We start from the raw sequence: 25,672 nt of genomic DNA on the forward strand, positions 1-25,672 counted from the left end.
TGAACAGCGTCAAGGCCATCAGTCACTACTCGAACGTGCACCGCATCTTCACCGAACAACAGCGCCGCGCCATCACCGCGCGGGACAGGGGTTGCACCTTCCCCGGCTGCCACGAGCCACCGGGCAGGTGTCAGGTCGACCACATACCGAGGTGGGAAGACACCCACACCACCTGCGTCGACGGTGGTGCCCTCAAATGCCGCTACCACCACCGAGAACAACAACGCCTCGGCTACCGACCCGTCATGATCGACGGCATCCCGTACTGGATCCCACCCGTCTGGATCGACCCGGCACAGACACCCGTCCGCAACACCCTCTTCGACGACATCCCCGCCGCCTGACCAACCAGCGCGAATGCAGAGCACCAGCTCGCGCGCCGCTAGTCGGTGAGCACCTGCCGGAGGACCCACCGCGCGTTGGCGGAAATGATCGGGTTCGTGTCGCGGTAGTAGGGGAGCTGGACGGCTGCCATCGACATCGCCCAGCCACGACCTCGCTCCCAGGTCAGATCGTCACTGTCGACGTGATTGCGAAAGATCTCCCGGGAGCGGGGTGTGCACAGATTCCACGCGGGAATGAGGTCGACGGCCGGGTCGCCGATGCCGACGGTGCCGAAGTCCAGCACCGCACCGAGCCGGCCATTTGCGGCGAGCAGGTTGCTCGGCATCAGATCCGAGTGGATCCAGCGCCGCTGGGCCTCGTCGTACGGCACCGCTGTCACTCGTGCCCACGTCGACACGACGGCGTCGACGTCGATCTCCTCGTCGAAGGATCGGAGGGACTCGAACGCGGCCCGGGCCTCGGCATCGACCGCAGCGAGCGGCGTGCTGCGATGCGCGGGTGGTGCGTCGGGGAGATCGATGCTGCGAAAGGTGTCGACGAATCGGGCGACAGCGCGGACAACCGCGTCAGGTGCTCGGCCTTCGACGAGCGGTCGACCGTCGAGCCATCGGTGCACGGCCCACGGGAACGGGAAGCCGTCCGACGGCTCGCCGGTAAAGACGACGCCCGGCACGGCCACCGGCAGGAGCGGTGCCAGGCGAGGCAACCAGCGCGACTCCAGCAGCACGGATCCCACGCCGTCCGCGGTCAGTGGTAATCGCACGCTGAGGTCCCGGCCGAGCCGGAACACGGCGTTGACGGTGCCGCCGGAGGCCACTCGCCGCATCGGGAGCTGCGCGTATGCCGGCAGCTGCCGGCGCAACAGCCGGCCGACCAGGTCCGCGTCGACGGGAAACTGGTCAGCATGCACGGCTGCGAGGCGGCATCGAGCATGCGGACACAGATGCATGATGGCGGTGTCGTCGAACCCGAACCAGCCGTGTGCGCCCGGCTCAGCTCCGAGGTCGATGTCTTGCGACAGCGCCATGAGCTTCGGCCGCGACGTCCGCGTCACATCGGTGGGCAAGGGGGGAGTTGAACCCCCACGTCCTTTCGGACACACGGACCTGAACCGTGCGCGTCTGCCATTCCGCCACTTGCCCGGCGCGTGCGATCACCGCACGCCTGCATGGCAGCACGACGGTAGCACGCAGCGCGGGCCGGAATTCCGGGTCTGCTCAGCCGTCCCCGTTAGACTCGGCCGACCCGCGCGACCGGCGCGGGCATGACTCATGCGCCAGCGCCCCGAACACCGGAGGAGAACGTCGTGAGCTTGGCCCAGCGCTTCGAGCGCCGGCTCGAGGGCCTCGTCGGCGGAGCCTTCGCGCGCGTCTTCAAGGGTCAGGTCGAGCCCGTGGAGATCGGCTCAGCGCTGCAGCGCGAAGCATCGGACAAGCGCAACGTCATGGGCAACGGCCGGGTGATGTCGCCGAACCGGTACCGGGTCACGCTGTCGCCGTCGGACCACGAGCGGCTCGTGCCCTGGGAGGTCCAGCTCACCAACTCGCTGGCCGAACTCGTGCAGGAGTACCTGGACGAGAGCGGCTGGGAAACCATCGGCGACATCGAGGTGTATCTGGCGCTCGACGAGGAGCTGCGCACCGGAGTGTTCGGTGTCGCGTCGCGGATGGAGTCGGCGGCCCCGCCGCGGCGGCGGCCACAGGATTCGCTGTCGCTGCCCGTCATGCCGGGCGTCGAACCCGGCGACTACGCGAACCAGCAGCAGTACGCGCCCCCGTCCGCCGCCCCCGGCAGCGTTGCACCCGGCAACCCCGCCCCCGGCAACCCCGTGCCCGGGATGGGCCCGGTGCCCGGCATGGGCCCGGTGCCCGGCATGGGCGCGGCAGCCGTGGGTGCGGCCGCCGCTGCACCGGCCTACGGGTCGCCCGGTGGTGCCGCTCCGGGACCCCCCGCGTTCGGCGGCGCGCCGCAGGGCGAACCGCAGCGTGCGGCGGTCGCCATGTTGATCGTCGACCAGAGCAACCGACGCTACGACCTGCGTCCGGGCAGCAACATCGTCGGGCGCGGGAGCGAGTCGAACCTGCAACTGCTCGACCAGGGCATCTCGCGCCGGCACCTCGACATCCAGTACGACGGGAACGTCGCCACCGCCTACGACATGGGTTCGACGAACGGCACCACGGTCAACGGCCACGAGACGACCAGTCAGCAGCTGCGGCACGGCGACGTCATCCGCGTCGGGCACACCCGCATCGTGTTCCACCAGGAGCGCGTATGACGACGGCCGGATCAGCGCGGCGGCGCGCAGCTGCGGCCCGGCCGCGGTGGCGCGCGGCTCCGGCGTGAACTCCGCGCTCGCGCTGCAGCTGCTGCGCTTCGGTTTCCTGGTGCTGCTGTGGCTGTTCGTTCTCGGTGCCATGCGGGTGATCCGCTCGGACCTGCGCACGAGCGGCCAGCCGCGAGTCGGCGTGCCACCGCCCGCGCGCCGACGTGGGCGATCCGGCGGCAGTGGGGACAACCGCGCTGCATCGCCTGCCTACCTGCAGGTCACCGCGGGCGGGCTGACCGGCACCCGCATCGGGCTGACCGGCGCGCCGGTGCTGATCGGGCGCGCCAACGACTCGACGCTCGTTCTCGAGGACGATTACGCCAGCACCCGGCACGCGCGCATCAGCCTGCAGGACGGCCGGTGGATCGTCGAGGACCTCGGCTCGACGAACGGCACCTATCTGGGCCAGCGCAAGGTCGAGTCGCCGGTCCCGATGGACCCCGGCGTGCCGTTGCGCATCGGGCAGACAGTGCTGGAACTGCGGTGAGCGCGGACACGCTGACCGATGCAGGCGTTGCGCCGCGAGTGCGGACGGTCGGCTGATGGCTCTCTACCTGCGCTATGCCGTGCGCTCGGATCTCGGCCTCGTCCGCAACAACAACGAGGACTCCGTCTACGCCGGTCCGCGGCTGCTCGCCATCGCCGACGGCATGGGCGGCCACGCTGCCGGCGAAGTCGCCAGCAAGATCGTCATCGGCACGCTCGAGCAGCTCGACGAGGACCGCCGCATCGATGACATGATGCGCACGCTGCGCGAGTCGGTCGCGGACGCGAACCAGCGCATCAGCGAGGCCATCGAGGCGCGCCAGGAGCTCGAGGGCATGGGCACGACGCTCACCGCTCTGCGTTTCACCGGCTCCAAGGTCGGCCTCGTGCACGTCGGCGACTCACGCGCCTACCTGCTGCGCGGTGATCAGCTCGCGCAGATCACCCACGACGACACCTACGTCCAGTACCTCGTCGACTCCGGGAAGCTGACCCCGGACGAGGCGAAGGACCATCCGCGCAAGTCGGTGATCCTTCGGGCCCTGCTCGGCACGGAGGTGGAACCGGACGTCGCCATCCGCGAGGCGCGCGCGGGTGACCGGTACCTGCTGTGCTCGGACGGCCTGTCCGACGTCGTGTCCACCGAGACGATCCTGGACACGCTCGGCATCGAGGACACCCAGGAGTGTGCCGACCGGCTCGTCGAACTCGCCCTGCGCGGCGGCGGCCCGGACAACGTGACCGTGATCGTCGCCGACGTGATCAACGCGAAGGTCGGCGACACCGTCGACGACGTCCCGGTCATCGCCGGCGCGTTCGTCGATCCGGCGGCCGCCGACGTGCCGTCCGCGGACAGCAGCGCCGCCGAGCGTGCGGCCGCGATGTCGCGGCCGGCCCAGTCGCAGCCGGCCAGGGAGAACGAGGACGTCGAGCCCCGGCGCAAGCGGTCCTGGAAGCCGTGGCTTATCGTTGCCGCCGCCCTCGTGCTGATCGCGGCAGCGCTCGCCGGTACGTATGCGTGGACGCAGACCCAGTACTTCGTCGGGCGTGCGGGCTCCGACGTCGCGGTCTACCGCGGCGTGCCCACTGATCTGGGTCCGTTGAAGTTCTTCAACGTGCACCAGGTGACGGATTTGCGCATGCGCGACCTGAACTCCTCCGCCCGAGGGCAGGTGCGCGACGGGATCACCGCCGGCTCGGAGAAGGAGGCCGACAGCATCGTCGGCAACCTGCGCAAGCAGAAGCTGCCGCCGTGCGGCTCCGCCACCAGCGCCGCGAGCCCCACGACCACGCCGAGCTCGGGCACGTCCGGCGCGGTGACTCCCGCCGTGCGGCCGAGCACGCCGTCGTCCGGCAAGCCCTCGGACGCGGTGCCGTCGAGCCTGCCGGTGGCCGGGACGGCGAAGGTGAGCGTGCCGAAGGCGAGCACGTCGGGACTCGGCACCGCGGTGACTCCGGCACACGGCACACCGGCCGTGCGGACGACCGGGCCCAAGCCCGCGGCGAACGCGTCGTCGCCGGCCACCACCACGGCGCCGGCCACCACCGCCGACCCGGCCCCGACGTCCAGCGCCCGAACCAAGCACTGCTCGGGCACGCCATGAGCACCTTGACCCCCAGCGCGCTGCGCGTGCCGACGCGGCGCAACACCGAGCTCGTACTACTCGTGTTCGCGGTGCTGATCGTCGTGGCTGCCGAGGCCGCGGTCGAGGCGGCGCGCGACGGGCACTTGTCCAGCCGGCTGCTGACCTACGCCGCCGTGCCCATCGGTGCCGGCGTCGTCACGCACCTCGTCATCCGCAAGCTCGCGCCCTATGCCGACCCGCTGATGCTGCCCATCGTCGTCCTGCTCAACGGCCTGGGGCTGGTGATGATCCACCGGCTCGATCTCGGGCTGAAGCAGCAGGCCGTGGAGAACGGGTTGCCGTACGACGGTGCGCAGGCGCCCACGCAGGTGGTGTGGACTGCGCTCGGCGTCGTGCTGTTCCTGGTGTTGCTGCTCGTCGTACGCGATCACCGCGTGCTGCAGCGCTACGCGTACACGCTGGCGCTCGCCGGTGTCTTCCTGCTGGTGTTGCCCGCAGTGCTGCCGGCGCGCTTCAGCGAGGTGAACGGCGCGCGCATCTGGATCCGGGTTGCCGGCTTCTCGTTGCAACCCGGCGAGTTCGCGAAGGTGTTGCTCACGATCTTCGGTGCCGCGTATCTCGTCGAGAAGCGCGACGTGCTGGCGCTGGCCGGCAAGCGCATCGCCGGTATCGACTTCCCGCGCGGCCGTGACTTCGGGCCGCTGCTCGCCGCCTGGGTGGTGTGCATCGCGGTGCTCGTACGCGGTCACGACCTCGGCACGTCCCTGCTGTTCTTCGGGTTGTTCGTCGTGCTGCTCTACGTCGCCACCGAGCGGGCCAGCTGGGTGATCGTCGGCGTGCTGCTGTTCGCCGGCGGCGCGTACCTGGCGTACCAGATCTTCGGCACCGTGCAGCTGCGCGTCGGCGTGTGGCTGCACACCTTCAGCCCCGCGTACCAACAGTCCGGCGCGAGCTACCAGCTGCAGCAGTCGCTGTTCGGGCTGGGCACCGGCGGCATCTTCGGAACCGGCCTCGGCGCGGGCCACCCGGAGCTCGTGCCGCTGCCGGCGACGGACTACATCATCTCGTCGTTCGGCGAGGAGATCGGCCTGGTCGGAGTCGCGGCGCTGCTGGTGCTGTACGGCGTGCTCGTGGCGCGCGGCTTCGCCGCCGGGTTGGCCGTGCGCGACGCCTTCGGGAAGTTGCTGGCGAGCGGTCTGGCGTTCCTGATCGCGCTGCAGCTGTTCGTCGTCATCGCCGGTGTGACCCGGCTGCTGCCGGAGACCGGCCTGACCACACCGTTCCTGTCCTACGGCGGTTCGTCGTTGCTCGGCAGCTGGGCGGTGCTCGCCCTGCTCGTTCGCGTGTCCGACGCGGCACGACGCCCGACGACCTCGCCACCGGCCAAGGACACCCGGGACGTGACCTCGACCAGCGTCCAGGCGGCGGTGTCATGAACCGGCCGATCCGCAAGGTAACGATCGCGTTCGCGGTGCTCTTCGTCGCGTTGTTCGTCAACCTCAACGTCGTGCAGGTCGTCAAAGGCAGCGACTACCGCAACAACGCGAACAACCGCCGGGTGCTGCTCAACGAGTACGCGAGCCCGCGCGGGCAGATCGTCGTGCAAGGCACGAACATCGCGGAGTCGGTCAAGACGTCCGACGAGTTGCGGTACCTGCGCAAGTACCCCGCAGGTCCCGTGTATGCGCCGGCCACCGGCTTCTACTCGTTCATCTACGGCTCGAGCGGCATCGAAGGCGCGCAGAACGGCCTGCTCTCCGGAGACGACTCGCGGCTGTTCACCAACCGGCTGTCGGCGCTGCTCACGGGCCGCAACCCGACCGGCGGCAGCGTCGACCTGACGCTCAACCGGAACGCACAGAATGCCGCCTACCAGGCGATGCGCACGAAGAACGGGCAGTTCAAGCGCGGTGCCGTCGTCGCGCTCGACCCGCGCAACGGCAAGATCCTCGCCCTGGTGTCGACACCGTCGTATGACCCGAACGCGCTCGCAAGTCATGACTCGAACGCGATCGTCAACGCCTACCAGTGCTACTCGGGACTTAGCCAGGGCAAGAGCGTGGCTGCGCAGATCGCAGCCCGCAAGAAGGACTGCAAGGACGTGCCCAACGACCCGACCGCTGTGTTCGCGAAGTATCCGGACGATCCCGGGCCGATGTTCGACCGTGCGCTGAGCGGCACCTACCCGCCGGGATCGATCTTCAAGATCATCGACTCCGCCGCCGCGATCAACACCGACCTCGCGAGCAAGCGCAGCGCAGCCAAGTACACCTCGGCAACGTCGATCCCGGCGCCGAACTACTACTGGCCGCTGGACGAGACGCGCACCAGCAGGTGCCCGAGCAACCTGTCCGGCGCGTGCATCGAGAACTTCGAGGGCGAGGCCTGCCAGAACGGGCGCACCGCGACGCTGCTCTACGCCTTCGCGAAATCGTGCAACACCGCGTTCGCGAAGCTGGCCGTCGACGCCCTCGGCGCCCGCGCGCTCGCTGCCCAGGCGCGCAAGTTCGGCCTGGACACGGCACCGCACGGGACCCCGTTGCCCGTCGCTACCTCGACGATCGGCTCGCTACGCGAGCTGTCGACGGACAACGCCGCGCTCGCGCAGACGGCGTTCGGGCAGCGCAACGCCCGCGTCACCCCACTGCAGGCTGCCGAGCTGGCCTCGGCGGTAGCCAACAACGGCTTGCTGATGCGCCCCTACCTGATCGACAACGAGAAGCGACCGAACCTGTCGACGCTGAGCACGACGCAGTCACAGCAGCAGAGCCAGGTGATCGACACCGACCTCGACCCGGAGATCGTCAAACTGATGGAGGGCGTGGTGTCGAGTCCGGAGGGCACGGGGCACCCGGCGCAGGTCACCCGGTTCGGCAGTCAGGTCGTCGTGGGTGGCAAGACCGGTACCGCGGACGTCGGCGCCACGAGTGCGAGCAAGATTCCGCCGGACGCCTGGTTCACCGGCTTCGCGATGGTCAAGGGCGTACCGCGCATCGCGGTCGCGGTGCTCGTCGAGAACGGCGGCGTCGCGGGCAACGAGGCGACCGGCGGCCTGGCGGCCGGCCCGATCGCCAAGAAAGTGATGACCGAATATCTGACCGACATCGGGGTGCACCGATGATCTGTGCAGACAGCAACCGGATTGAGGAACGAGGATGACCCAGCCGAGAGTGATCGGCGACCGATACGAGCTCGGCGAGCTCATCGGCTACGGCGGGATGGCCGAGGTACACCGCGGCCGCGACCTGCGGCTCAGCCGCGATGTCGCTATCAAGGTGCTGCGCGCCGACCTCGCGCGGGACCCGAGCTTCCTGACGCGCTTTCGCCGCGAGGCACACTCGTCGGCCGGGCTGAACCACCCGTCGATCGTCGCCGTCTACGACACCGGCGAGGACTTCGCGCCGGACGGCACCGCCCTGCCGTTCATCGTCATGGAGTACGTCGAGGGCCGCACGCTGCGCGACATCCTGCGCACCGAGGAGCGGCTGCCGGCGCGGCGGGCGATGGAGATCGCCGCGGACATCTGTGCGGCGTTGGACTTCAGCCACCGCAACGGCATCGTGCACCGCGACATCAAGCCGGCCAATGTGATGATCACGCCGCAGGGCGCGGTGAAGGTCATGGACTTCGGTATCGCCCGCGCCGTCGCCGACACGTCCTCGACGGTCACCCAGACGGCCAACGTCATCGGCACGGCGCAGTACCTGTCGCCGGAGCAGGCACGCGGCGAGACCGTCGATGCGCGTTCCGACGTGTACTCCACCGGCTGCCTGCTCTACGAACTCGTCACCGGCGTGCCGCCGTTCCAAGGTGATTCACCCGTCGCCGTCGCCTACCAGCACGTGCGCGAGAACCCGGTGATGCCGTCGGCGCGCGTCGCGGACATCCCGCGCCCGCTCGACTCGATCGTGATGAAGGCGCTCGCCAAGAACCAGATGAACCGTTACCAGAGCGCCGGCGACATGCGCTCGGATCTGCAGCGCGCACTCGCCGACCGGCCGGTGATCGCCGAAGCGGTCATGACCGACGCCGAGCGCACGCAGTTCATCGCGCGCACGCCACCGCCGGTCATGCCGCTGCGTCGCGACTACGAGCCGGAGGAGGCGAGTTCGCGCCGGGCCGCGCTGATCTGGGCCGCGGTGGTGGCGGCGCTGCTGATCGTCATCGCGCTGGGCGCGTACGCGATCGTGCACTTCGGCAGCGACGACAAGCCCAAGCAGGTCGCGGTGCCCGGGGTGGTCGGGCAACTGCCGACGGACGCCGACCGCGAGCTCAAGCAGTCCGGCTTCACGCCGAAGAACGGCGGCACGACCGGCGGACGCTGCGACGGCGGGCAGTCCATCGCCGCCGGTCGGGTCTGCACGGTCCGGCCCGCTTCGGGCGACAACGCCAAGAAGGGTGCGACGGTCACCTACCTGACGTACAAGACGCCGACGGTCCAGGTGCCCTATGTCGTCCAGTTGTCCAGTAACGCCGCCTGCAATTCCGTCATGAAGGTCGGGCTGAAGTGCACCGTCCAGCAGGTGGACAGCATGGCTCCGGTTGGCAGCGTGGTCTCGCAGAGCCCGGCGCAGACGCAGGTGGTCGCCCCCGGCAGCACGGTGACCCTGCAGGTGTCCAACGGCGAGAGCAAGCTGCCGGACGTCACCGGCCAGGACTACGACGACGCGGTCAAGACGCTGAACAAGGCGGGTTACACCGACATCGAGAAGCACACGAAGACCACGTCGGACAAGACCAAGGACAACCAGGTCTACAGCGAGAAGCCGACGGCGGGGAACAGCTACAAGCCGGACACCACGATCAAGCTCTACGTCTACAACTACGTGAAGCCCGCCCCGACGTGCACCACGCCGCCACCCACGCCGACGACCTCGCCGCCGACGACGCCGGCCAGCACTCCGGCGCCGAGCACGTCGAGTTCCGGGTTGCCGGCCTGCACATCCAGTTCGCACTGACCTCGGCAGGTCAGCCGGTTCCGTCGAGGGCGGGGAGCACGAGTTCGGCGCGCAGTCCGGGCTCGCCGTCGGCCCGGCCGGACAGTTGCACCCGGCCGCCGTGGTTGCGTGCGATGTCGCGCACGATCGGCAGGCCGAGTCCGGTACCGCCGGTGTCGCGCGAACGTGATTCCTGCACGCGGTAGAAGCGGTCGAAGACGCGTAGGCGCTCGGCCTCCGGGATCCCGGGCCCGTCGTCCTCGACCACCAGCCGGGCGGCTGGCCGACCGTCGTCGCGCGTGGTGCTCAGGTCGACCGTGATCAGGCTCGTTGCGTAGCGCAGCGCGTTGTTGACCAGGTTGATCACAACGCGGCGCAGTGCCTCGGCGTCGCCGCTGACCTCGACCGGCTGCGTACGGGCGCGCACGGGTACGCGGGCGCTGGCGTACCCCTCGACCAGCGTCGTGACCAACTCGTCCAAGCGCACCGGCTCGCGGCGGGACTGGCCTGCGGACTCGTCGAGCCGGGCCAGGGTGAGCAGGTCCTCGACGAGCCGGTCGAGGCGGTCGACGTCGACCAGCACGTCGTCGATCACCTCGGACCAGTCGGTGTCCGGGCCGAGCCGCTGACTGACCTCGAGTTGCACCCGCAGCGATGCCAGGGGCGAGCGCAGCTCGTGCGCGGCGTCGCCGACGAAGGTCCGCTGCCTGCTGGTCGCCGAGTCGATGCGGTCGAGCATCGCGTTCAACGTCGCGGCCAGTCGCGCGATCTCGTCGTCGGCGCGGCGCACCGGCAGGCGCTGCCGCGGCAGCCCGGCGGCGGTGATGGCCGCGGCGCGCCGGCGCATCCCCGCGACGGGACGCAGCGTCAGCGCGACGATGCCGTAGGTGCCCATGGCCATCAGCAGCACGGCGATCGGGCTGCCGACCAGTGCGGCGCGGGTCAGCACCCGCTGGCTGTCCTCGACGCGGGTCACGTCATTGGCCACCAGCACCGTCCGCGGGCCGACCACCTGGCCGAGCACGCGCAACTTGCTGTCCGACGTCGGACCGTCGACCTCGATCCGGGCGCCGCCGCGGACCTCGCGCAGTTGCGCGGAGTTGAGCAGGGACACCGCGCCGACGCCGGCCGACGCGGACAGCAGGTTGTCCTGGGCATCGACGATCTGGACGCCGAAGACCGGCATCGGCGGCACGATGACCGAGGGCGGCCGCCCGCCGCGCGCCTGCGGCGCCACCGACCTGGCCGCCTTGACCGCGCTCTGGTCGAGCACCCGGGTCAGCGCGTAACCCTGCAGCACAATGAGCAATACGGCGCCGGTGATGACGGCGAAGGAGAACAGCGCGGTGGCGAGCAGGGTGAGCCGCGCGCGCAGCGACTGCCGAGCCCACCACTGGCGGGGCCAGCGCGTCAGCCGCGCGACCACCGGGCGCAGCCGCGCCCAGCGCGCCCCCTGACCCTGTGCCCGCAGTGGCACCGACGGCCGGCGGTTCAGGCGCCCGGGCTGAGCCGGTAACCGGCGCCGCGGACGGTCTGCAACGTCTGCCGGCTGAACGGCACGTCGATCTTGCGGCGCAGGTAGCCGACGTACACCTCGACGACGTTGGCGTCGCCGTCGTAGTTGGCGTCCCACACGTGGTGCAGGATGTCGGCCTTGCTCACCGCATCGCCCGCACGACGCATGAGGAACTCCAGCAGCGAGAACTCACGCGGCGTCAGGTCGATGCCCGTCTCGCCGCGGTGCACGGTGTGCGCCGCCGGGTCGAGCACCAGGTCGTCCACCGACAACGACGCGGGCCGCGGCGTCACCCCGCGGCGCAGCAATGCCCGGATGCGCGCCAGCAGCACGACGAACGAGAACGGCTTCGTCAGGTAGTCGTCGGCGCCGAGGTCCAGGGCGTCCGCTTCGTCGTACTCGCCGTCCTTCGCCGTCAGCATCAGGATCGGCACCCAGTTCTCGGCGGCGCGCAGCCGCTCGATGATCCGGTAGCCGGACAGCTCCGGCAGCATGATGTCGAGGATGACGGCGTCGTAGGTCGTCTCCTGCGCGAAGTGCAGGCCGTCCGGTCCGGTGTGCGCGAGATCGACGGTGAAGCCCTCCGCGCTCAGTCCGCGCTGCAGCGCCGACGCCAAGCGGATCTCGTCCTCGACGATCAGCAACCGCACGGTGGTCTCCTTCGCATTCGACGGCCGGCGATGCCAGCCTGCCAGCAATCCTCGCGCACCGGCAGTCGGCCCGCCCTCGCGGACGCGAGCGGGCGCTGAATACCTCAGCCATGTCACAGTGCCACTTGCCCATCCTTGGTTCAGTGAACGCACGGGGATTCGTCAAGCGTCACCGCGCGTTGCGTTGGGTGGCGCCGATCGGCATCGCCGGTGCGGCGGCGCTCACGGCCAGCGGCGTTCTCACCGCACATGCCGCACCCACACGGTTGCCGCGCACCACTCCCACGTCATTGCTCGCGCAGGTGCAGAGCACGCACATGACCGGCTTCACCGGCACCGTGGTGTCGCACCTGTCGCTCGGCCTGCCGCAGCTGCCCGACCTCGGCACGACGGGTGACGGCACGTCGCTGCCCTCGCTGCTGACCGGCTCGCACACGATGCAGGTCTGGTACGGCGGCATCACGAAGCAGCGCATCGCCCTGCTCGGCACCACCGACGAGAACGACCTCTTCCGCGACGGCCGCCAGCTGTGGGAATGGGACAGCGCCAACCGCTCAGCCGTGCACACCGTGCTGCCCAATGCCGCGCAGTCGGCGCCGAGCGCCGCGCCGACCTCCGCCGCCGCGTCGCTCACCCCCGAGCAGCTCGCGAAGCGCTTGCTCGACAAGATGGATCCGACGACCAAGGTCCAGGTCAAGGGGCACGGCAGCGTCGCCGACCGGTCGACGTACGAGGTGGTGCTCACCCCCCGTTCGCGCACCCGTATCGGGTCGGTCCACATCGCGATCGACGGACAGACGAAAATGCCGCTCGCGGTCCGCGTCTACGCACGCGGAGCGTCGCATCCGGCCATCGACGTCGGGTTCACCAGCATCAGCTACGGCACGCCGTCGCAGCGCAACTTCGCGTTCCGGCCGCCACCGGGTGCCCATGTCCGCACCGTCCACCACCATTCGCCGCACCACGGGACGTCCACCGGCGGACACAGCACGTCGCGTTCGGCCACCCGGCCGAGTGACGTGCACGTGCTCGGCTCCGGCTGGGCACGCGTGCTGACCGCACGAGTGCCGCAGACGTGGGTGCACAACGCCGACCGCAGCCCGGTGCTGCAGGCCCTTACGCCGGTCAACGGCACGTGGGGCACCGGCCGGCTGCTGGACTCCAGCCTGGTCACCGTGCTGATCACGAACGACGGTCGGGTGTTCACCGGCGCCGTCGACCCGAGCGTTCTCTACGCCGCAGCCGGCACCAAGTAGCGAGCACGCGCGTGCCCGGCCGGCCCGCGGCGATCTCGTCCACCGGACTCACCAAACGCTTCGGCACGGTCAACGCCGTCGACGGCATCGACCTGCACGTCCCCCAGGGCTCGGTCTACGGCTTCCTCGGCCCCAACGGTTCAGGCAAGACGACGACGATCCGGATGCTGCTCGGCCTGGTCTTCCCGACCGACGGCACGCATACGGTGCTCGGCTCGGACAGGCCGGCCGAACTGACCCGGGTGGGCGCGCTCGTCGAGGGGCCGGCGTTTCACCCGTACCTGTCCGGGCGGGCGAACCTCGTCCGCCTGGACGCCGCCGACCGCACTGCCGACGCCCGCACGATGCGCACCCGGGTCGAGCAGGCCCTGGACCGCGTCGGGCTGCTGGCCGCCGCGGGCAAGCGCTACCGCAACTACTCGCTCGGCATGCGCCAGCGGCTCGGGATCGCGGCGACGTTGCTGCGCCCGCGTGATCTGCTGGTGCTCGACGAACCGACTAACGGGCTGGACCCACAGGGCACCCGCGAGGTGCGTTCGCTGGTCAGCGAGCTCGCCCGCGACGGCGTCACGATCTTCGTGTCGTCGCACCTGCTCAGCGAGATCGAGCAGCTGTGCACCGACGTCGGCGTGATGAGCGTCGGGCGGCTCGTGTGGCAGGGCGCGCTGACCGATCTGCGGGCGCAGCAACAGCCGCAGGTGCGCGTCGAGACGCCGGACGCCGACGCGGCCTGCCGATTGCTGCGCGAACTCGGGCTCACCGACGTGCGCATGTTCGGCGACGGCGCGCAGGCGCTGATCGGTACCGTCGCCCCGGAGGCGGTGGCCGCTGCCCTGGTCCGTGCCGGCGTCGCGCTGCGTGGTCTGCGGGTCGAGCGCGCGAGCCTCGAGGAGCAGTTCGTCGGGCTGACCGGTGAGGGCTTCGATGTCTCCGGCTAGGTTCCTGCGATCGGAGCTGAGGCTGGTGTTCCGCCGCCGCCGCAACATCGTGCTGCTGGCGATCCTGGCCGTGGTGCCCATCCTGATCAGCGTGGCGGTGCGCGCCAGCCAGCACGGCGGGCAGGGCGGCAACGGCATCCTGTCCGGGGTCAGCGGCAACGGGCTGTTCGCCGCCCTCGCCGCACTGCTCGTGTCCGGTCCGGTGTTCCTGCCGCTCGTCACGGCCGTGGTCGCCGGCGACTCGGTGGCCGGCGAAGCCAGCAGCGGGACCCTGCGCTACCTGCTCGCCGTGCCCGTCGCGCGTACCCGGCTGCTCGCGGTCAAGTTCTCGGCCATCCTCGCCTGGCTCGCGGCGTGCGTGCTCGTCGTCGCGGTGTTCGGGGTCTTGTCCGGCCTGGTCCTGTTCCCGAACGGGCAGCTGACCCTGTTGTCCGGGACGACGGTGTCCTACGGCGAGGGCATGCTGCGGCTGCTCGGCGTGTGCGGTTACGTCGTCGTGTCGCTGCTGACCGTCGGCGCGATCGGACTGTTCGTCTCGACCATGACCGAGGTGCCGGTCGCCGCGATGGCGGCGACGCTGACGCTGACCGTGATCAGCGAGGTCGCCGACGCGGTGCCGCAGCTGTCCGGCGTGCACCGCTGGCTGCCGAGCCACTACTGGTTGCGGTGGGTCGATCTGCTGCGCGCCCCGGTATCCCTGGACGGCATCGTCGGCGGCCTGCTGGCGAGCGTGGCCTACATCGCGTTCTTCGTCGCGCTGGCCTGGGCGCGCTTCGGCGGCAAGGACGTCACCGCGTAGAGCGCTACTGCAGGTAGGACTCGACGTCGTCGACCTTGCGCTCCGCCGCGCCGTCGGGGTTCTCGTCGAACTCCTCGCGGGCGCGGCGTTGGCGCAGCAGGTCCCAGGTCTGGTCCAGCTCGCGCTCGATCGACTCGAGCCGCTGGCGGTCCTGCGAGGACACCGTGTGCTGCGCAGCGCGCAGCGTCTTCTCCTCCGCGACGAGCTCGTGGATGTGGTCGAGCAGCGATTTGTCGTTCATGGCGTCTCCTCGGGTTTTGCGGCGGGTGGTCGTCGGGTTACAGCGAGGCGCGCCAGTCGAGCCAGCGGCGCGCCTTGCCGAGGTCGTAGTCGGGGCCACCCACGCCGATGGTGAACAGCCGCGCCCCCGCTTCGAGCAGCGGCGGTCCGACCTCGGCCGGGTCGCCGTCGGGCGTGCCGACGGAGCGTTCGATCTCGTTCGGGTCGCGGCCGGCATCCGCGCAGTGCGCGGCCAGGATGTCGGACTTGCGGCGGAAGGTGTCGAGGTCGCTGAACGAGTGCCAGATGTCGGCGTGCCGGGCCACCATCCGCAGCGTCTTCTTCTCGCCACCGCCGCCGATGAGCACCGGGATCTTGCGGGTCGGCGGCGGGTTGAGCTTGTCCCAGCGCGACTCGATCCGCGGCAGGTCCTCGGCGAGCTGGTCGAGCCGGCTACCGGCCGTGCCGAACTCGTAGCCGTACTCGTCGTAGTCCTTCTCGAACCAACCCGAGCCGATGCCCAGGATCAGCCGGCCGCCACTCATGTGGTCGACGGTGCGGGCCATGTCCGCGACGAGCTCGGGGTTGCGGTAGCTGTTGCACGTCACCAGCGCGCCGATCTCGACCCGCGACGTCTGCTCGGCCCAGGCGCCCAGCATCGTCCAGCACTCGAAGTGCTTGCCGTCCGGGTCCCCGTAGAGCGGGAAGAAGTGGTCCCAGTTGAAGATGATGTCGACGCCCAGGTCCTCGAGCTCGCCGACCGCTGCCCGGATCGCGGCGTAGTCGGCCTGCTGCGGCTGGACCTGAACCCCGATGCGGATCGCGTTGTCGCTCACCTGCGCGACGTTACGCGCGCGACTTTCCGGTGTCGCTGCGTGTCAGTAATATCGGCGAGTGACTTCGCCGGGGGGTTCAGCCGCGCCGGCAGCCTCCGAGATCGCCGCGAATCCCCAACGCGCCGGGGCCACCGACGGCGACGGCGGGCTGAGTTCGGTGCTGCTGCCCACCGTGGTGCACGAGGCGTCGACCGGCATCCTCGTGGTCGACCTGAACGACCGCACCGTCGTCTTCGCCAACGACGTCGCGCGCGAACTGGCCCCCGACGCACAGTTGCCGATGTCTGTCGACGACTGGTCGGCGACCGCAGGCTTGGCCGACATCACGGGCAACGACCTGGCCGAAGGCCCGGCGAGCGCCGAATCCCGCGGCGGCGGGGTCGAATCGCTGCTGCGCATCGCACAGGGCGAGCCGGTCACCGGCGAGGCCGTCACCGCGCGCCGGTCGACCGCCGCCACCGATGCCCGCGAGACGCTCTGGGTGCTCGGCCTGCCGCTGTCCGGCGCGAGCGAACCGATGTCCTCGTTCGCGCTCGTCGTCTTCCTGCCGGCGCGCAACGCGCAGATGATCGCCGGTGCGCAGGAATCGGCGGTCAACCTGCGCGACCGCGCGGTGCTCGCCACCCGCATGTCGTTCACCATCACCGACCCGCACCAGCCCGACGACCCGCTCGTCTGGGTCAACCCGGCGTTCACCGCGACCACCGGTTACGAGTTCGGCGAGGCAGTCGGGCGCAACTGCCGCTTCCTGCAGGGCCCGGACACCGACCGGGAGATCGTCGCCGAGATCCGTGCCAGCCTGCAGGCCAAGCGCCCGCTGACCACGACGTTCCTCAACTACCGCAAGGACGGCACGACCTTCTGGAACGAGTTGTCCATCTCGCCGGTGCGTGACCGGACGGGCGAGGTCACGCACTTCGTCGGCGTGCAGGCCGATGTCACCGCGCGGGTCGAGGCGCAGCAGGCGCGCAACGACGCGCTGTCGCAGGTCGCGCAGGCAGCCGACCGGCTGGCGATGCTGGCCGACTTCACCTCCCGCATGGCGCTCAGTCAGCAGCCGCACCAGGTGGTCTCGCTGCTCACCGACGTGTTGGTGCCGCGGGTCGGGACGTGGTGCGTCGTCTACACCTACGACGAGTTCGGCCACCTGGTGCGCCCGCGGATCGTGCACGAGCGGGCGGACACCGACCCGGCGGTTACTGAGCGGGTCACGCGGCTGGGGGAGCTGTTGCCCGGCCAGCTCAGCGAGTTCAGCCCGCTCTGGCAGGTACTGCACGGCGAGCAGCGCCAGGTGCTGGTCAACGATCTCTCCGGTGCGCTCGCCGCCGATCCGGGCGCCCTCAGCGCCGAGGTCGCCGCGTTGGTGCACGAGATCGGCGCGCGCAGTTTGGTGATCGTGCCGCTGACCGCACGTGGCGGCACGCTGGGCGCCGTCGCGCTCGTCACCGACGATGCGGGGCCGGAGCTCGGTGACGACGAGCTGACCCTGGTGCGCGACATCGGGGTGCGCGCCGGGTTGATGCTGGAGAACACCCAGCTGTACGCGCGCGAACGCGCCACGACCGCCTCGTTGCAGCGCAGCCTGTTGCCGCTGGTGCCCGACATCGACGGCCTCCAGATCGCGGCCACCTATGTGCCCGCGGCCGACGAAGCGGCCGTGGGCGGCGACTGGTACGACGTGTTCTCGCTGCGCGACGGCGGTGTCGGCGTCGTCGTCGGCGACGTGATGGGCCACAACTACGACTCCGCCGCACGGATGGGCAAGCTCAGCACCATCGTGCGCTCTTACGGCTGGCCGGGCGCCGAGCCGCACGACACGCTGACCGCCGTCGACCAGCTGATCGAGGGCAGCGGCATCGACGTGCTGGCCACCTGCATGTACGCGACGCTCAAGCTGCACGAGGGCGGCGCGACGCTGTGCTATTCCAGCGCCGGGCACCCGCCGGCGATCGTCCGGCACCCGGACGGCTCGGCCCGTGCCCTGGAGGAGGGCCGCGGCCCGATGCTCGGCGTGTCCGGCCTGCTGCGCTCGGACTCGTTGCGCCCGCCGGACGAGTGCCTCGAGCTCGGCGCCGGCAGCACGTTGATCTTCTTCACCGACGGCCTTGTCGACTCGTTCGCGCCGGAACCGGACATGGACGCCGGGCTGGACGAGCTGTGCCGCCTCGCCACCGAACTACCTGCCGACGCGACGCCGCGCACGATCGTCGACACCCTGTCGGGGGCGGCAGCCGGCCACAAGGACGACCTCGCCGTGGTCGCCATCCGCATCCTGCCCTGACGCGGCACCCCGGGGTTACTCGCTGAGCACCCCGGGTTACTCGCTGAGCACGAGGTCGAGCGTGGCCGTGCCGCCGTCGCCGACGCGGACCGGTACACCCCAGTCCTGGCGGGCCAAGTAGCACGCCGAGTCGTCACAGGACGCGGCCCGCGCCGTCACGTGCAGCGTCCCGGCACCCGGTGCGAGGTCCAGCTCCCGGGTCAGCTCGGCACCGTCCCCGCCCCCGGAGCGCAGCAGCTGCGGCGGCGAGGCCGACACGCTCAGCGCCGTCGCCGGTCCGTACCGGTCGTCGAGCGTGCGTCCCGGCGCCGGCTCGAAAACGATGCGCAGCGCAACGGCGCCGGCCGCGATCTCGGTGACCGGCCGCACGGAGCGCTCGGCGGCGCCGTCGACGACGGCTGCGTCGGCGTACACGTCGAGCGGGGTGAGCCGGTGCGCCGCCGACTCGACGACGTATGCGGTGCCGTCGACGAGCGCGACGCCGGACGGCTCGGCGAGCCCGCTCGCGAGCGTGGTGAGTGTGCCGCCGGCGAGCCTGCGAACCGCGCCGTTGTACGTGTCGGCGACGGCGAGCGACCCGTCGTCGAGCAGCGTGACACCGAGCGGGTGCTGCAGACGCGCCTGCGCTGCCGGTCCGTCGACGTGGCCGAAGTCGAACAGTCCCTCGCCGACGGCGGTGTGCACCTGCCCGGCGGTGTCGAGGAAACGGACGGCAGAGGATTCGGCGTCGACGAACCAGACGCGCTGGCCGTCCACGGCCAGGCCGGACGGCTGCGCCAGCCACGCGTCGAGCGCGTCGCCGTCGCGCAGGCCCTCGACCGTGGTGCCGGCCAGGATGGCCACAGCCTCATCGGTCGGGTCGACGGACAGCAGCAGGTGCACGCCGGCCGCGGCGACGACCACTCGGCCGAGCGCCGGCCACCAGGCGACGTCCCACGGCGACGGTACCGGCGGGACGGCGCCGGTCACCGTCTCCAGGGCGGCTAATGCCGCGGCGAGGTCGATGCGCTTCACGACCGCGCCGTCGGCCAGCCGAACCCCGAACAGGGCGTGTGCGGCGGTGTCGGCGACGAGCACGTCGTAGTCGACGAGCCCGGCGGGCAGCAGCGTGAGCCCGTTCGGCTCGGTGAACGGTGCGCCGCGACCGGACGTGCCGAGGCGACGCAGCACGGTGTGCCCGTCGGCGGCCAGCTCGACCAGCTGATGGTGACCTGCGTCGGCGACGAGCAGCGAGTCGGCAACGCGGCCGGTGCGAGCGGCGGGCAGCGCGATTGCCTTGGCCGGGAAACGCAGATCGTCGGCGGCCGCGGTGTCGGTCGGCGCAACGTCTGCGAACGTTCCGCGGCGCAGCGTGCCGCGTCGCTCGTGCTCGGTGACCAACTCGTCGAGCACCGCGGTGAGGCCGCTGACCTGTCCCTCACCCGCCGCCTGCGCGACGACATAGCCCTCGGGATCGATGAGGACGAGGGTCGGCCAGGCGCGCACGGCGTACTGCTGCCACAGCCGCATGTCCGGGTCGTTGCGCACCGGGTGCGCGATCTCGTTGCGGGCCACGGCGTCGGCGACGACGCGCAGCTCGCGCTCGTGCGGGAACTTGGGTGAATGCACGCCGACGACGGTCAGGACGTCGGCGTGCGAGGCCTCGAGCCCGCGCAGTTCGTCGATTACGTGCAGGCAGTTGCCGCAGCACGAACTCCAGAAGTCGACCAGCACGAATCGGCCGCGCAGATCGCGCAGGCTCAGTGCGCGCGTGGTGTTGAGCCACTCGCCCCCGGCGAGTTCCGGGGCCCGGACTCGGGCGCTACGGCCGGTCGTGCTCACGGATGGTGCAAGCCGCGCCGCCGGGTGGTTGTTCCTGCGCGGTGGCGCAGACCGAAGGGCGCGGCTTGCGGTTCGGGCCGCAGGGGAATCGGCCCGACGTCGGGGTGCTCAGATCAGCTTGACGTTCGAGCGCGCCGCAGCGGCCCCGAGCTCCTGCTGCATGGTCGGCGACGCGTCGCGCATGGCCCGCTCGAACGCGCGCAGGTCGCGGCGGTGGCGGATCTTGATGGTGATGGCGTGCATTTCGGCTCCTCGCAAGTGTTTCGTAAAGAATTCTACCTGCTCAACCGAACGAATTGCGGGTTTGTTCCGTGATCCACCTAACTTATCGGTCCTGCGGTGGCGGCAGCTGTGCGAGCCAGGCCCGGGTCTCGCGCACAAGAGCAGGACACGGCTACACGTGCAAGCAGCTGCGTGCGCGCACGCTCCACCCGCGCGGCGCAACTCGCCTAGAGCAGCGCCATCCCGGGATCGCCGAGCACCGCAGCCACCGCGGCGAGGAAGCGCGAGCCCTGTTCACCGTCGACGAGGCGGTGGTCGAACGAGACGGCAAGCTGGGTCACCCAGCGCGCTTCGAGGCGCTCGTCCGCGCCGCTGCCGATGACCCACGGCATGCGGCGCACCGCACCGAACGCAAGGATGCCGGCCTCGCCGGGGTTCAGGATCGGCGTGCCGGTGTCGACGCCGAACACCCCGACATTGGTGATGGTGAACGTGCCGCCGGACATGTCGGCCGGCGCCGTGCGGCCCGCGCGGGCAGTGCCGGTGAGCGCGTTGATCGCCTGCGCGAGCTCGAGCAGCGACAGCTGGTCGGCGTCCTTGATGTTCGGCACGATCAGCCCGCGGTCGGTGGCCGCGGCGATGCCCAGGTTGACGTAGTGCTTGACGACGATCTCGGCGGAGCCGTCGGCGGAGTCCACCCAGCTCGCGTTGATCTCCGGCACCTGCTTGGCGGCGAGCAGCACCGCCTTGGCGACGAACAGCAGCGGCGACACCTTCACGTCGCGGAACTCGCGGCGCGCGGCGACGCGGTCGCGCAGGTCCATCGTCGCGGTGACGTCGAGCGTGATGAACTCGGTGACGTGCGGCGCGGTGAACGCGGAACCGACCATCGCGGCCGCGGTGTGCTTGCGCACGCCCTTGACCGGCAGTCGGGTCTCGCGATCGCCCGGCGCGGCGCGATGTATCGGCAGCGGCGTCACCGATGCGCCCGTGCCGGACTGCTGCGACGCAGCCTCGACGTCGGCGCGGGTGATGGTGCCGTGCGGTCCGCTGGGCGCGACGTCGGCCAGCGACACCCCCAGCGTCTTGGCCAGCTTGCGTACCGGCGGCTTGGCGAGCACGCGGACCGCAGCGCCGTCCGACCCCGAGTCGGACACCGCCGACTCTTCGACCTGCGGCTCGGGTGCGGAATGCGCCGCGGCGCTCGGCGGCAGGTTGAACGACACCTGCGCGCCGGCGGCCGTGGCCTCAGGCAGGTGTCCGTGGCGTCGCCGGCGCCGGCCGCCACTCTCCGCGCGCGGGCCGTAGCCGACGAGCGTCATCTGCTGCTCGTCGTCCGCACCGGTCTTGGGGGCCGGTGCGTCGGTGACGCCGGGCTGCGCGGGAACGGTCGGGACGAGGTCCTCCGCGGCTCGGGCATCCTCCGGTGTGTTGACGTCGGAATCGGTTGCCGAGGCCGCACCGCCGACCTCGATCGAGATGATCGGCGTGCCGACCGGCACCGTCTCGCCCTCTGCCGCGTGCAGTCCGGTGACGACGCCGGCGAACGGCGACGGCAGCTCGACCGCGGCCTTGACGGTCTCGACCTCGGCGATCGTGTCGTTGACCTCGACGGTGTCGCCGACGGCGACCGTCCACTTGAGGATGTCGCCCTCGGTGAGGCCCTCGCCGAGGTCGGGGAGCTTGAACTGCTGGACGGCCATCAGTACTCCAAGGCGCGGTCGACGGCGTCCAGGACGCGGTCGAGGTTGGGCAGCCACTCGTGCTCGAGCCGACTCGGCGGGTACGGCGTGTCGTAGCCGGTCACCCGCAGCACGGGCGCCTCGAGCGAGTAGAACGCGTCTTCGGTGACCCGGGCCGCCAGTTCCGCGCCGACGCCGAAGCTGTGCGGCGCCTCGTGCACGACGATCAGCCGGCCGGTGCGCCGTACCGATTCGACGACGGTCGCGACGTCCAGCGGCGAGACGGTGCGCAGGTCGATGACCTCCAGCTCGATGCCGTCCTCGGCCGCCGCGGTGGCGCTGGCGAGCAGCGTCGACACGGTGGGTCCGTAGCCCGCGACGCTGACGTGCGTACCCGGCCGGACGATCTTGGCGCGGTAGAGCGGGTCGGCCGCGTCGGCGATCGGGCCTTTCGCCGCGTGGTACAGCCGCTTCGGTTCGACGAAGATCACCGGGTCGTCGTCGGCGATCGCGTCCTGGATCATCCAGTAGGCGTCCGAGGCGTTGGCGCAGGAGACGACCTTCAGCCCCGCGGTGTGCGCGAAGTACGTCTCGACCGACTCGCTGTGGTGCTCGACGGCGCCGATGCCGCCGCCGGACGGGATACGGATCGTGATCGGCATCTTGACCAGGCCGGCGGAGCGGTTGTGGAACTTGGCGACCTGGCTGACGATCTGGTCGAAGCCGGGGAAGACGAACCCGTCGAACTGGATCTCGCAGACCGGGCGGTAGCCGCGGATCGCCATGCCGACCGCGGTGCCGATGATGCCGGACTCGGCCAGTGGCGTGTCGATGACACGGTGCTCGCCGAAGTCCTTCTGCAGGCCGTCGGTGATGCGGAAGACGCCGCCGAGCCGGCCGACGTCCTCGCCCATGATGACGACCTTGTCGTCGGCCTCCATGGCCTTGCGCATGCCCTCGTTGAGCGCCTTCGCCATCGTCATGGCGGGCAAGGCCGCGCTCATGCGCCAACCGCCGAGACGAAGTCGACGAATTCGGCGCGTTGCTCGCGCAGGTCATCGGTGGGCGTGACGTGCACGTGCTCGAACACCGACTCCGGCGTCGGGTCGGGCAGCGCGCGGCAGCCGCTGCGCAGGTGCTCGCCGACCCGCTTGGCCTCGTCCTCGAGGTCGGTGAAGAAGCTCGGGTCGTATGCCGCCTCACGGGTGAGGTACGCGCGGACGCGCTCGATCGGGTCCTTGAGCTTCCACGTCTCGGCCTCGTTGCCGAGCCGATAACGCCGCGGGTCGTCGTTGGTGGTGTGCGGGTTCATCCGGTAGGTGAACGCCTCGATCAGCGTCGGGCCCTGCGCGTTGCGCGCGTCGTCGAGCGACTTGCGCGTGACGGCGAGCGAGGCGAGGACGTCGTTGCCGTCCACCCGCACGCCGGGGAAGCCGAAGCCGCTGGCGCGCTGGTAGAGCGGGACGCGGCTCTGCCGTTCGACCGGCTCGCTGATCGCCCACTGGTTGTTCTGGCAGAAGAAGACGACCGGCAGGTTGCCCGCCGCCGACCAGACGAACGCCTCGTTGACGTCGCCCTGGCTCGATGCGCCGTCGCCGAAGAAGGCGAGCACGGCGGTGTCCCGGTCGGGGTCGCCGGTGCCGACGGCGCCGTCGCGCACGACGCCCATCGCGTAACCGGTGGCGTGCAGCGTCTGGGCGCCGATCACGATCGTGTACAGGTTGAAGTTGTGCTCGCGTGGGTCGAAGCCGCCGAGGTTGGTGCCGCGGAACAGGCCGAGCAGCGTGAGTGGATCGACGTCGCGGCACCACGCCACGCCGTGCTCGCGGTACGTCGGGAAGGCCATGTCCTGGCGGCGTAGCGCGCGGCCGGCGCCGATCTGCGCGGCCTCCTGACCGAGCAGGCTGGCCCACAGCCCCAGCTCGCCCTGGCGCTGCAGGGCGATGGCCTCGGTGTCGATGCGGCGCACGAGCACGAGGTCGCGGTAGAGCGCGGCGATCTCGTCGTCGGTGATGTCGAGCGGGTAGTCGGGGTGGTCGACGCGCTGGCCCTCCGGCGTGAGCAGCTGGACGAGGTCCGGTTCCGGATTCACGGCGTGCACGTGCTCACTCATCGGTTCTCCTCGCGTCGTGGCCGGGCGGGGTTGCCGCACGGGCGGTACGTCGAAAACGCTCCGGGTGATCCGTTGGTACAGGGGTGGCGTACCGGGCGGACTACCCAGGGGTTCCTACCTTATCCGTGACCCGCGTCACGACCGCGCAGGGTTGCATCGGGCGGCTAGCATCGACCTGATCAACATGCAGCCAGCGCCGAGAGAGCACGCCATGGTGCACACAGCGCAGGCCAGCACGCGATGACATCGTCCGACGGTCCGCAGCTGCAGAGCGCGATCGACCGTGCCGCAGCAGGCGAGCGCGTCTTCCTGACGTCGTGCGTGGAGTCCGACCTGGTCCTCGGTGTGGGGCGCGCAGCCCGGCCCGAGCAGCTCGACCTGGCGACCGTCCGGTCACTGGCGCTCAAGGTGCAGCACACCCGCGACGCCGGCGGCCCGTTGGCCGCCGTGCTGGACCTCGACGAGCATCGGGCGCGCCAGGTGTCATACCTGCGATCCGAGCCGATCGAGGGCAACGCAACGAGCGTGAGCACCTTCGCCCGGATCACCGTTCTGAAACCCGACGGTGACGTCGCGCTCTTCCTGTCCGGTACGGCCGCGGACGACGTGGCCGACCTGCCCGTGACCGTCGAGCTGGTGCGCTGCGCCGACCTGGTCGGCGAGCTCGTCGACCTCGCCTACCGCGACGCACGTGATGCACAGGAGATGGCGGCGACGTCCGGCACCGAGACGACATTCATCGGTCCGGACCGCAAGACGCCCACCGTGCCCACCAGACTTGTGCACCAGTGGCAGGCGAAGGACGCCGTGATGTACCGGTGGGCCTACACCCTGTTCGCCCGGCGCACCGAGAGCGACTGGGTCGGGCGCAAGCCGCTGGTGCTCCAGCGTGTGCAGCCGCAGCTGTACGCCAAGCACCTGCGCGGGCGGTTGCGCACCCGAACGCCGGGCTAGGCCGAGGGTGGCTGCGGCTTGTTGCGGTCGCGCACCGACTGCGCCGCCTTCTCGGCCCGCTCACGTGCTTGCTGGGCAAGCGGTACGGCCTTCTCCCGCGCCTGTGCGACGTAGGGCTCGGCCTTCACGCGTGCCTGGTCGATCCTGGGCTTGGCCTGCTCCGCGAGATCCTTGGTCTTCTCTCGGGCCTGCTGGGCGAGCGGGCCGGCTTTTTCCCGGGCCTGGTCGAGATGCGGTTTCGCCTGTCGGGCCAGCTCTTCGGCCTTGGCCCGGGCGTCGTCGAGGAATCCCATGGTGTGCCCCCACTTGTCGTTTCGCTGCGTGGAACCTGCAGCCTGCCTGCCGGAACTGTGTGATTACCCGGCACGCCGCGTCGCCACGCACGTCGCCGCGCCGAGAGCGCAGCACCGGGGCGTCCGGGTCGGTATGCGCCGACGGCATCGGAGGTATCGTCTCCGCGCAAAGATCATCCGTTGACCGGTTGATCCCGTACTTCGGACAGGTATGTCGAAAGCAGACCAGGAAGCCATCGCCTTCGGGGCGCTCGCGCTGATATTTCTCGCCGTCTCGGTCGGCGCGTTCGCGCGGGCCCGCAACGGGGGTCCGAAGAGTTCGTGGCGTGGCGTCGGCCTGTTCGGCTTCGTGCTCTGCAGTTTCTTGGTGTTCGTCGCGTTGCGTTTCGGCGCCGTCCAGGGGGTCTGA

The 25,672-nt window shown here is 70.5% G+C and carries 24 protein-coding genes and 1 tRNA gene; 13 read left to right on the forward strand and 12 right to left on the reverse strand.

The genetic code is table 11. The annotated features are described in order from the left end of the window. Positions 1-344: HNH endonuclease signature motif containing protein (locus ACFFCN_RS10720; RefSeq protein WP_375491440.1), on the forward strand; the 344-nt coding region annotated here is incomplete at its 5' end. A 38-nt stretch (positions 345-382) separates the two neighbouring features. On the opposite strand, the gene ACFFCN_RS10725 is transcribed toward ACFFCN_RS10720, so the two are convergent. Then, positions 383-1,372, reverse strand: a complete 990-nt coding sequence (locus ACFFCN_RS10725; RefSeq protein ID WP_375491442.1) for an aminoglycoside phosphotransferase family protein — start codon at positions 1,370-1,372, stop codon at positions 383-385. 32 nt (positions 1,373-1,404) lie between these two features. Continuing rightward, positions 1,405-1,487: transfer RNA gene (locus ACFFCN_RS10730), tRNA-Leu, on the reverse strand. Between the two features lie 164 nt (positions 1,488-1,651). Here ACFFCN_RS10730 and ACFFCN_RS10735 point away from each other — a divergent pair. From ACFFCN_RS10735 to pknB, 6 genes are all read left to right on the forward strand, one after another. Continuing rightward, a complete protein-coding gene (locus tag ACFFCN_RS10735) occupies positions 1,652-2,623 on the forward strand; it encodes a DUF3662 and FHA domain-containing protein (RefSeq protein ID WP_375491444.1) in 972 nt (323 codons plus the stop codon). Between the two features lie 64 nt (positions 2,624-2,687). Then, entirely contained in the window at positions 2,688-3,161 is a 474-nt protein-coding gene (locus ACFFCN_RS10740; RefSeq protein WP_375491446.1) for an FHA domain-containing protein, read from the forward strand. Positions 3,162-3,216: 55 nt separating this feature from the next. After that, complete coding sequence (locus ACFFCN_RS10745; protein WP_375491448.1) at positions 3,217-4,764, forward strand: protein phosphatase 2C domain-containing protein; 1,548 nt, start codon at positions 3,217-3,219, stop codon at positions 4,762-4,764. After that, positions 4,761-6,182, forward strand: coding sequence for an FtsW/RodA/SpoVE family cell cycle protein (locus tag ACFFCN_RS10750; RefSeq protein ID WP_375491449.1), 1,422 nt, complete (start codon positions 4,761-4,763; stop codon positions 6,180-6,182). Before ACFFCN_RS10745 ends, ACFFCN_RS10750 begins: the two co-directional genes overlap by 4 nt. Next, the gene (locus ACFFCN_RS10755; protein WP_375491451.1) at positions 6,179-7,867 is read left to right on the forward strand and encodes a penicillin-binding transpeptidase domain-containing protein; all 1,689 of its coding nucleotides are present in this window, start codon (positions 6,179-6,181) and stop codon (positions 7,865-7,867) included. Before ACFFCN_RS10750 ends, ACFFCN_RS10755 begins: the two co-directional genes overlap by 4 nt. A gap of 34 nt (positions 7,868-7,901) precedes the next feature. Next, on the forward strand, positions 7,902-9,704 hold the full coding sequence (pknB, locus tag ACFFCN_RS10760; RefSeq protein ID WP_375491452.1) for a Stk1 family PASTA domain-containing Ser/Thr kinase: 1,803 nt from the start codon (positions 7,902-7,904) through the stop codon (positions 9,702-9,704). Between the two features lie 10 nt (positions 9,705-9,714). On the opposite strand, the gene ACFFCN_RS10765 is transcribed toward pknB, so the two are convergent. Both ACFFCN_RS10765 and ACFFCN_RS10770 read right to left on the reverse strand, forming a co-directional pair. Further along, on the reverse strand, positions 9,715-11,109 hold the full coding sequence (locus ACFFCN_RS10765; protein WP_375491454.1) for a sensor histidine kinase: 1,395 nt from the start codon (positions 11,107-11,109) through the stop codon (positions 9,715-9,717). 65 nt (positions 11,110-11,174) lie between these two features. Then, a complete protein-coding gene (locus ACFFCN_RS10770; protein WP_375491455.1) occupies positions 11,175-11,849 on the reverse strand; it encodes a response regulator transcription factor in 675 nt (224 codons plus the stop codon). 143 nt (positions 11,850-11,992) lie between these two features. On the opposite strand from ACFFCN_RS10770, the gene ACFFCN_RS10775 reads away from it, so the two are divergent. From ACFFCN_RS10775 to ACFFCN_RS10785, 3 genes are read left to right on the forward strand one after another with little or no spacing between them, the layout of a single operon-like run. Continuing rightward, a complete protein-coding gene (locus ACFFCN_RS10775) occupies positions 11,993-13,105 on the forward strand; it encodes a hypothetical protein (protein ID WP_375491457.1) in 1,113 nt (370 codons plus the stop codon). Positions 13,106-13,116: 11 nt separating this feature from the next. After that, on the forward strand, positions 13,117-14,043 hold the full coding sequence (locus ACFFCN_RS10780) for an ABC transporter ATP-binding protein (protein ID WP_375491459.1): 927 nt from the start codon (positions 13,117-13,119) through the stop codon (positions 14,041-14,043). A 25-nt stretch (positions 14,044-14,068) separates the two neighbouring features. Beyond that, positions 14,069-14,842 (forward strand): ABC transporter permease, encoded by a 774-nt coding sequence (locus tag ACFFCN_RS10785; protein ID WP_375491461.1) that lies wholly within the window; start codon positions 14,069-14,071, stop codon positions 14,840-14,842. Positions 14,843-14,846: 4 nt separating this feature from the next. On the opposite strand, the gene ACFFCN_RS10790 is transcribed toward ACFFCN_RS10785, so the two are convergent. Together ACFFCN_RS10790 and ACFFCN_RS10795 are read right to left on the reverse strand one after the other, a co-directional pair. After that, entirely contained in the window at positions 14,847-15,083 is a 237-nt protein-coding gene (locus ACFFCN_RS10790) for a DUF2630 family protein (protein ID WP_375491462.1), read from the reverse strand. Between the two features lie 37 nt (positions 15,084-15,120). Then, positions 15,121-15,897, reverse strand: a complete 777-nt coding sequence (locus ACFFCN_RS10795) for an LLM class F420-dependent oxidoreductase (protein WP_375491464.1) — start codon at positions 15,895-15,897, stop codon at positions 15,121-15,123. Between the two features lie 58 nt (positions 15,898-15,955). Here ACFFCN_RS10795 and ACFFCN_RS10800 point away from each other — a divergent pair, with 58 nt between their 5' ends. Next, complete coding sequence (locus ACFFCN_RS10800; protein WP_375491465.1) at positions 15,956-18,178, forward strand: SpoIIE family protein phosphatase; 2,223 nt, start codon at positions 15,956-15,958, stop codon at positions 18,176-18,178. A 36-nt stretch (positions 18,179-18,214) separates the two neighbouring features. Here the strand turns inward: ACFFCN_RS10800 and ACFFCN_RS10805 are convergent, their stop codons facing one another. The 5 genes from ACFFCN_RS10805 to ACFFCN_RS10825 all read right to left on the reverse strand — a co-directional run bounded on the left by ACFFCN_RS10805 (position 18,215) and on the right by ACFFCN_RS10825 (position 24,016). Next, positions 18,215-19,999: a thioredoxin-like domain-containing protein gene (locus tag ACFFCN_RS10805; protein WP_375491467.1), complete on the reverse strand. Its 1,785-nt coding sequence runs from the start codon at positions 19,997-19,999 to the stop codon at positions 18,215-18,217. A 108-nt stretch (positions 20,000-20,107) separates the two neighbouring features. Continuing rightward, positions 20,108-20,242, reverse strand: a complete 135-nt coding sequence (locus tag ACFFCN_RS10810; RefSeq protein WP_375491469.1) for a hypothetical protein — start codon at positions 20,240-20,242, stop codon at positions 20,108-20,110. Positions 20,243-20,448: 206 nt separating this feature from the next. Continuing rightward, the gene (locus ACFFCN_RS10815) at positions 20,449-21,924 is read right to left on the reverse strand and encodes a dihydrolipoamide acetyltransferase family protein (protein ID WP_375491471.1); all 1,476 of its coding nucleotides are present in this window, start codon (positions 21,922-21,924) and stop codon (positions 20,449-20,451) included. Continuing rightward, positions 21,924-22,907 carry an alpha-ketoacid dehydrogenase subunit beta gene (locus ACFFCN_RS10820; protein ID WP_375491473.1) on the reverse strand — a complete coding sequence of 328 codons (984 nt, stop codon included), beginning with the start codon at positions 22,905-22,907 and terminating at the stop codon, positions 21,924-21,926. The genes ACFFCN_RS10815 and ACFFCN_RS10820 overlap by 1 nt, the downstream gene beginning before the upstream one ends. Beyond that, positions 22,904-24,016 carry a thiamine pyrophosphate-dependent dehydrogenase E1 component subunit alpha gene (locus ACFFCN_RS10825; RefSeq protein WP_375491475.1) on the reverse strand — a complete coding sequence of 371 codons (1,113 nt, stop codon included), beginning with the start codon at positions 24,014-24,016 and terminating at the stop codon, positions 22,904-22,906. The genes ACFFCN_RS10820 and ACFFCN_RS10825 overlap by 4 nt, the downstream gene beginning before the upstream one ends. 240 nt (positions 24,017-24,256) lie before the next feature. On the opposite strand from ACFFCN_RS10825, the gene ACFFCN_RS10830 reads away from it, so the two are divergent. After that, the gene (locus ACFFCN_RS10830; RefSeq protein WP_375491476.1) at positions 24,257-24,970 is read left to right on the forward strand and encodes a hypothetical protein; all 714 of its coding nucleotides are present in this window, start codon (positions 24,257-24,259) and stop codon (positions 24,968-24,970) included. On the opposite strand, the gene ACFFCN_RS10835 is transcribed toward ACFFCN_RS10830, so the two are convergent. Beyond that, a complete protein-coding gene (locus tag ACFFCN_RS10835; RefSeq protein ID WP_375491477.1) occupies positions 24,967-25,263 on the reverse strand; it encodes a hypothetical protein in 297 nt (98 codons plus the stop codon). The genes ACFFCN_RS10830 and ACFFCN_RS10835 overlap by 4 nt on opposite strands. A 211-nt stretch (positions 25,264-25,474) precedes the next feature. Here ACFFCN_RS10835 and ACFFCN_RS10840 point away from each other — a divergent pair, with 211 nt between their 5' ends. Further along, positions 25,475-25,672 carry a hypothetical protein gene (locus tag ACFFCN_RS10840; RefSeq protein WP_375491479.1) on the forward strand — a complete coding sequence of 66 codons (198 nt, stop codon included), beginning with the start codon at positions 25,475-25,477 and terminating at the stop codon, positions 25,670-25,672.

This window comes from uncultured Jatrophihabitans sp., assembly GCF_964246335.1.
Classification (GTDB): domain Bacteria; phylum Actinomycetota; class Actinomycetes; order Mycobacteriales; family Jatrophihabitantaceae; genus Jatrophihabitans.